This window comes from Candidatus Cloacimonadota bacterium (assembly GCA_020532355.1).
GTDB lineage: Bacteria > Cloacimonadota > Cloacimonadia > Cloacimonadales > Cloacimonadaceae > UBA5456.
The window spans coordinates 1-6681 of sequence record JAJBBD010000100.1; the positions used below are offsets into that span (position 1 = coordinate 1).

At 43.6% G+C, this 6681-nt stretch carries 8 protein-coding genes; 2 read left to right on the forward strand and 6 right to left on the reverse strand.

What is annotated here, in order from left to right:
- Together rlmD and LHW48_03330 are read left to right on the forward strand one after the other, a co-directional pair.
- Positions 1–945, forward strand: a 945-nt coding sequence (gene rlmD, locus LHW48_03325; GenBank protein MCB5259490.1) for a 23S rRNA (uracil(1939)-C(5))-methyltransferase RlmD, incomplete at its 5' end; no start/stop codon positions are given.
- Positions 946–1198: 253 nt separating this feature from the next.
- The gene (locus tag LHW48_03330) at positions 1199–1576 is read left to right on the forward strand and encodes a nuclear transport factor 2 family protein (protein MCB5259491.1); all 378 of its coding nucleotides are present in this window, start codon (positions 1199–1201) and stop codon (positions 1574–1576) included.
- Positions 1577–1619: 43 nt separating this feature from the next.
- Here the strand turns inward: LHW48_03330 and LHW48_03335 are convergent, their stop codons facing one another.
- The 6 genes from LHW48_03335 to LHW48_03360 form a co-directional block, all read right to left on the reverse strand.
- Positions 1620–3182: a recombinase family protein gene (locus LHW48_03335; GenBank protein MCB5259492.1), complete on the reverse strand. Its 1563-nt coding sequence runs from the start codon at positions 3180–3182 to the stop codon at positions 1620–1622.
- The gene (locus tag LHW48_03340) at positions 3169–3579 is read right to left on the reverse strand and encodes a recombinase family protein (protein ID MCB5259493.1); all 411 of its coding nucleotides are present in this window, start codon (positions 3577–3579) and stop codon (positions 3169–3171) included. Before LHW48_03340 ends, LHW48_03335 begins: the two co-directional genes overlap by 14 nt.
- 1 nt (position 3580) lies before the next feature.
- Positions 3581–5107: a recombinase family protein gene (locus LHW48_03345; GenBank protein MCB5259494.1), complete on the reverse strand. Its 1527-nt coding sequence runs from the start codon at positions 5105–5107 to the stop codon at positions 3581–3583.
- 34 nt (positions 5108–5141) lie between these two features.
- On the reverse strand, positions 5142–5342 hold the full coding sequence (locus LHW48_03350; GenBank protein ID MCB5259495.1) for a hypothetical protein: 201 nt from the start codon (positions 5340–5342) through the stop codon (positions 5142–5144).
- The gene (locus tag LHW48_03355; GenBank protein ID MCB5259496.1) at positions 5335–5556 is read right to left on the reverse strand and encodes a hypothetical protein; all 222 of its coding nucleotides are present in this window, start codon (positions 5554–5556) and stop codon (positions 5335–5337) included. Before LHW48_03355 ends, LHW48_03350 begins: the two co-directional genes overlap by 8 nt.
- A 77-nt stretch (positions 5557–5633) precedes the next feature.
- Positions 5634–6681, reverse strand: a 1048-nt coding sequence (locus LHW48_03360) for a DNA polymerase (GenBank protein MCB5259497.1), incomplete at its 5' end; no start/stop codon positions are given.

The window sequence follows — 6681 nt, forward strand, 5'->3', positions numbered from 1 at the left end:
ACGCACGATCTTGTGGATCTTTTTCATTGCCAGTTACACGGCGAGGTCGCGCTCGACATCGTGAATGTCGTACGAGAGCTTATTCTGCGTGACGGCGTCTCCATCTACGATGAGCAACAGCATCGGGGGACGCTGCGCCATTTAGTCGTTCGGGAAGGTTTTTCTTCTAAGCAGTTGATGCTTATTTTTGTCGTGAATGATAAAGAGGCGGACGATGTGATCCGCTCCTGGATCCCTCTCTTAAAAAGGGTCGTGCAGAAGCGTGGCATGGCCCTCCAAAGTGTTTGGATAAATGACATGGATACGAAGGGCAATCGAATTCTGTCTTCGAATTACCGCTTGTCAGAGGGCGAGGAATCGATTACGGAGACGATAAATGGTGTGAGCTATAACATTTCACCGGATAGTTTTTTCCAGGTAAATCCCATCCAAGCGGCGGTCCTTTTTGACCAGGTGGTCAAGATGGCGGCTTTGCAGCCTGATGAAAAGGTGCTCGATCTTTATTCGGGTGTGGGGGCGCTCGCATTACAGTTAGCCAGTGCCGCTCAAAATGATCCTTCGATTTCAATTACGGGGGTCGATTTAGTGCCCCTGGCGATTCTTGACGCGAAGGAGAATGCCAGGATAAATAATCTTAAGAAGCTGCACTTTATCGCTGAGGACGCGACTTCTTGGCTGAACGATTATGAAAATGACCCTGACAAAAAGCCTTTCGATGTCATTGTGGTGGATCCTCCGAGGAAGGGATTGGACCCGGAAGCGATTGATGTGATGAATCGTTCGGGGGCCAAAAGGATCGTCTATGTGAGCTGTAATCCTTCGACCTTAGCGCGTGACCTCAGTTTATTAAGTGACATGTATTCGGTATCTCGGGTGCAGCCTGTGGATATGTTTCCGAGGACGATGCATGTGGAGACGGTAGTATTGATGTCAAGAAATGGCTGAAAAGCCTTGAAATCAAGGGATTAAAAGACTGGTGAGTTCGTGAAAATGAGTGTCAAGAAAGCATGCTAATAAAAAATGGAGTCTGGAAAGGTATGGTTGTGTGTACAGGTTAGATAACAGGTATTTTTTCGCTCTTGAGACTGTACGTTAGATGTTTTTTGCTGCTGAGACAGTGAAATGGATGTTTTTTGAGGTGGAGCGTGTGGAGTAGATGTTATGAAAGCAAAAATAGGATTTGCAAGCGAGGAAAATTATGAATGTATATAATTTTTGGAAAGCCGTGCTGACGCAAGACGAGCAGACACTTAGGATGTACTTTCATGAAGACGCTTCTGTTAATTGGCATTGTACCAATGAGCACTTCAGTGTTGATGAGTTTTTAATTGCTAACTGTGAATATCCCGGTGATTGGGATGGGAAGGTTGAACGACTTGAAGTGCTGGATGACTTGCTCATAACGGTAACAAAGGTGTACTCTAAAGACAGGAGTGCACATTTTCATGTGGTATCGTTCATAAGAATAGCAGACGATAAAATCATTTCAATGGATGAGTATTGGGCAGATGATGACGTTGCTCCCCAATGGAGATTAGATAAACACATCGGCACGACGATCAAGTGCCAAGATTAAATTAATCAATAAAACTCCTAACAGAACATCAACCATCTGTCTGTTACCCATCAATCCTCACACAAGTACCCGTCTTGAAGGTCACCTCGATTGTTTCGTCGAGTACCAGTATTTTATCTACAAACTGTCTGACCAGTTTGTCTTCAAATTCTAAAGTCTCTACGTCCTGGGTTTGGATAAACTGCTCAATAGATTGTAGATTTTTCTTATGATTTTCTTTGCCGGCTTCTTCTTGAAGAACTCTTTCTTTCTCATCTTTTAGGGCGTAAATCTTTTCTGCCAAATCGTTGTACTCTTCTTTTGAGGAAGTGCGGGCGATAAGTTGAAGTTGAAGCTGATCCAACTCTTCCTCGATATCGAACAGGGAGCGACTGTTTTTTGCCCCCATGCCTTCTTCAATTGCTAGCATCAAACGGTTCAAGAATTCTTTCTTATCGGTAAGCATTTTCTTGAAGGAGGTCATGGTTGTGAGAATAAGATCATCTTCAGGAAGAGTCCTTGCGGTGCACTTAGTACCTCTATTTTCCAGCCGACTGACGCATCGCCAGACAATTGACTTTTTGCCTCGGTTGTTCCAATGAACCCGGCGAAAGATATCACCACAGTTTCCACAGACTACAATATTAGAAAAGCAATTGTTGGAGCTGTAGCTTCTTTTCACGCCGTTTTTACCTCGTTTTCCGCTTTGCCTTCGGAGCATTTCTTCCTGTACAGCATAAAAAATATTTTTGGGGATGATCGCTTCGTGATGATCTTCTACATAGTATTGGGGCACTTCACCTGTATTCTTAACTCTGTGTTTACTTAAAAAATCTACAGTGTAGGTTTTTTGTAAGAGGGCATCGCCTATGTATTTTTCATTTTGCAGGATTTTTCGAATGGTTGTATCATACCATTTTGTCTTTCCAGCACCCGTTAAAATGCCATCTTTTTCTAAGTTTTTAGCAATCGCATAGGGGGACTGTCCTTCCAAATACTCCCGATAAATACGGCGGATAATTTCTGCTTCTTCAGGAATGATGATGAGTCCTCCTTCTTCGTCTTTTCCATAACCCAAAAAACGATTATGGTTCACGAGGACTTTTCCTTGTTGGTAGCGGTATTGGAGCCCTAGTTTGACATTTTGTGAAAGGGACTGACTTTCCTGCTGAGCTAGGGAAGCCATGATAGTCAGAAGGACTTCTCCCTTAGAGTCCATGGTGTTAATAGACTCTTTCTCGAAATAGACGGGAATGTTCTTCTCCTTAAGCTTTCGGATGTAGCGAAGGCAGTCTAATGTGTTTCGGGCAAAGCGGGAGATGGATTTAGTAATGATGAAATCGATTTTTCCATCCATCGCATCCTCAATCATCCGTAGAAATTCCAGACGTTCTTTTGTACGGGTGCCGGATATTCCATCGTCGGCATAAATCCCGGCAAGAGTCCATCCTTCATGGTCGTTAATGTAGTCAGTATAGTGATTTATCTGTGCATCGTAGCTTAGGTTTTGCTCTTCCGTCTCCGTAGAGACACGACAGTAGGCTGCCACTCGGAGCTTTTCTTTTTCTCTGGATGAGTGATGCCTCTGTGGTTTTGCAGGTATGATCATCACGTTATTCTTTTTCATGTACTACCTCAATTCTTTCGTAAATAAGTGCCGCTTGCTCGTAGGGATCTTTTTTGCTCGCAGGCACCAGCGCTAGGTTAAATTTGGGAACTTTGTAAACAATTGGTTCCTTTTTGGTCTTTCTTGGTTTACTTCTTTGCTTAAGTTTTTTCTGTACGGCATGAAAACAATCGTTTTTAATAATTTGCGGATAGATACCTTGCCCCAGATAAATGGGATTTGATAGCATGCGTTTAATGGTGGGATGGGCAAAGCTTATTCCGGCTTTATTCCCCGCCTTTTGTAAGGAAGAAAGCTCTAAATAAGCTTGGTATAAGTTTTTTAGCACTCTTGCCTCATCCTCTTGGATGACGATCTTTCCGTTTTTGTAGCAGTAAGCATAAGGAACGGTTCGCATGTTAGAGAGCCTCCTTTAATATCAGTCCACATTTCAGGTAAAAGATGATGGTGGTTCTTTCATAAACCTCGGCGCTATCTATGAATCTCTCCCATATATCCTCATCAAAATCAGTGATCGATTCCTTCTTCTTTGCAAGCAGAAAGAGATCTTCCAATGCCGCTTGTTTTTCGTGAGTCTTTTTTCTCGTTTTTCTGAGTGTTTCCAATTCATTGGTTTTTCTCAGATGCTCTTGGAGCAATTCGGCTTTGACTTTTTGGAAGTTTTTCTCATTTAACAGCCCCTTTCCTTTTAACTCATCCGTGGCTTGAAGCTGTCCTGCGATATCTTGAAGATACATTTGTAATTCATTGATTTTTTCTTCTGCCTTTTGCTCCACTTCTTCCGCTTTAAGCTCAAGGAGAGGGCTTAAGATTTGTTCACTGGCGAACATTAGCTTATTTAGCATCGTGAGGAATGCCCACTGAATTTTTTGTTCTGCGATAGATGGCTGTGTGCAATGATCTTTTGATTTCAGATGCTCACTACAAGTCCAGTGAATGCTGGAATACTCTCCGCTGTAGTGGATTCTTCTTTTAAGATTTGCACCGCATTTTGCACAGCGGAGCATCCCGGTAAACGGATAGGTCTTATTACGCTGATTCTTTGTCTTTCTTCTCGCTTCAATTCTTTTTTGCGCTTGGTTAAAAAGCGTATCATTCACTATGGCCGGATGATGATTTTTTATGAGATATTGTGCTTTTTCGCCCTGGTTTCGATGTCTGCGAAAATGCTCATCGGTATAGGTCTTTTGACACAAAAGATCTCCGGTGTAGAATTCGTTTTTCAAAATTCCAAGGATAGTAGAATCCGACCAAGCTCTATTTCGAGGTGAAGGGATGCTTTGCTGGTTTAGCTCTTTTGCAATACGAAAGCTGCCTTTTCCATTAATACTTAATTGGTAGATGGTATGAACAATCTCCGCTTCTTTGGGAACAACCTTGATTTCGTTATCTACATAACAGTACCCATAAGGTAAATAGCCGGGAAGATAGGTGCCATTTTTAAACTTTTTCTCAATAGACCACTTGATATTTTGAGAAGTGGATCGGCTTTCATCTTCAGCAAGACTTGCCACAATGGAAAGGATCAATTCACTTTCCAACGAAGAAGTATCGATATTTTCTTTTTCAAATCTGACAAATACACCGAGTTTGGTTAGCTCTCGGATGAGCGTTAAGGTATCCACCGTATTCCTTGCAAAACGAGATAAGGACTTGGCTAAGATGAGATCAATTTTCCCGGAACGTGCATCCGCCATCATTTCTTTTAGTCCGAACCTGCGATCTGTCTTCGTCCCACTGATGCCTTCGTCCGAGTAAATTCCTACAAACGTCCAGGAAGGATTGGCTTGAATTAAGGATTGATAATGCTTCTTTTGGGCTTGAAAGCTATCCAGCTGATCCGGACTGTCTGTAGATACTCGGACATAGGCACAGACACGAAGAATCTTTATTTTGGACACGCTTTGTTCTATTTTCTTAATCACTGTCTCAACCTCCTTTCGTCACTGTATGTTTGCTCTAAAAGCCACGAATAGCAAGGCTTTTAGGCCATATCTCTGCTAAATAGGGAGGAAATTGTTGTCGGATATTTTCCTCGATCGTTTCCTCTTCTTCATCAGAAATTAGGCCGATATTCTTCATTTCTAGAACAAGATGAATAGCCCTTCGATAGTCCAGTTCTGCCTGTATTTGTTCGTGGGAAAGCGGGTTCTTATTCATAGAAGACCTCCGCTTTTTCTTTCAGCCACTTTTTTGCACAGGATTTGCAATAGACACAGGTTGTATGAAGATCGGTATCTTCCTCTTTCAAAACGTCACTCAGGTTCACCTGGATTTCTTTTCCGCATTTAGGGCAAATGGAGTAGACGTTTTTATCAGATAGGCGGGTGATAACCTTACTGTTTTCTGAAAGCGTCAATTTGGTATAAAACATGATCTGTCCTCCGTTTTTTTGTGATAGGGAAAACTCCCTTCACTTCCCCCTTGGACAGATCAGCTGTTTTTGGGCAATTAATCTTTCTGATAAAACGGACAAGTGAAGCTGTCCGCATCAAGTTTTAGGCCTTTAGCCCATTTTGGTGTTCGGCTCATCTGGTCGCACACAGCCTGTACCGACATGCGAGGATCAGCTTCAATCACGATCTCATCGTGAACATGCATGACAATGTCGGAGTATTTAAAAGTCATAAGGGCATTGCATAAGATGTCCCTAGAAATAGCCTGCACGATGTTTTCGACAAGCTTCGCGCCGTAGGTTTCAATTCGCTCCCAGTGCTTACCCGCGCCTACGCCTTCGTAAGTGATGGACTCACCGCCGAAGCGGTTTTCTTCAATGCGGGGTTTTGCATAGAAAAGCTCTCGACCGGACGGAAGGGTGATAATGAGCATGCCGGACTCATAGCGAAAGCGGATATTTTTTACTTCCTTTTTCCTCGATCGCTCTCTCACGGTAGATATAGCCGCACGGTCAAGGTCCTGCCAGAGCATGACAATATTAGGGTTCGTCGCACGCCAGGCACTTACCAGGTTCGGCAGTTCCTCCTCCGAAAGCCCCATCTCAAGGGCACCCATTGCTTTTAAGGCTCCGACTGAGCCGCCGTAGCCGCAGGCGAGTTCCGCTATTTTCCCTTTTTGCCTGAGATGGGCATTTACTCCGTGCTTTTCTACAGGAACGCCGAACATCTCACTTGCCGACCTGCAGTAGATATCGCCACCTTCAGAGAAAAGTGCCATCCGCCATGTTTCTTCCGCCAGCCAAGCTAAAACTCTTGCTTCAATGGCCGAGTAGTCAGCGACAAGAAAGATGCGTCCTTTTTTCGGGATAAAGGCGGTGCGGATAAGTTCCGATAAGACTTGCGGGATGGAGTCAAAGAGCAGGTCTAGGGATTCAAGGTCACCATCTTTGACAAGCTTTCTTGCAAGCTCCAAATCTTCCATCTTGTTTCTTGGGAGATTTTGAACTTGAATGAGCCTTCCTGAAAAGCGACCAGTGCGGTTGGCTCCATAGAATTGCAAAAGTCCTCTCGCACGGTCGTCACGACAGACGCAGTCACTCATC

What these genes read in the sequence shown, in the direction of transcription:
- LHW48_03335 (MCB5259492.1), bottom strand. Translation starts at nt 3,182, where the DNA reads ATGAAAAAGAATAACGTGATGATCATACCTGCAAAACCACAGAGGCAT.
- LHW48_03340 (MCB5259493.1), bottom strand. Translation starts at nt 3,579, where the DNA reads ATGCGAACCGTTCCTTATGCTTACTGCTACAAAAACGGAAAGATCGTC.
- LHW48_03355 (MCB5259496.1), bottom strand. Translation starts at nt 5,556, where the DNA reads ATGTTTTATACCAAATTGACGCTTTCAGAAAACAGTAAGGTTATCACC.
- LHW48_03330 (MCB5259491.1), top strand. Translation starts at nt 1,199, where the DNA reads ATGAATGTATATAATTTTTGGAAAGCCGTGCTGACGCAAGACGAGCAG.
- LHW48_03350 (MCB5259495.1), bottom strand. Translation starts at nt 5,342, where the DNA reads ATGAATAAGAACCCGCTTTCCCACGAACAAATACAGGCAGAACTGGAC.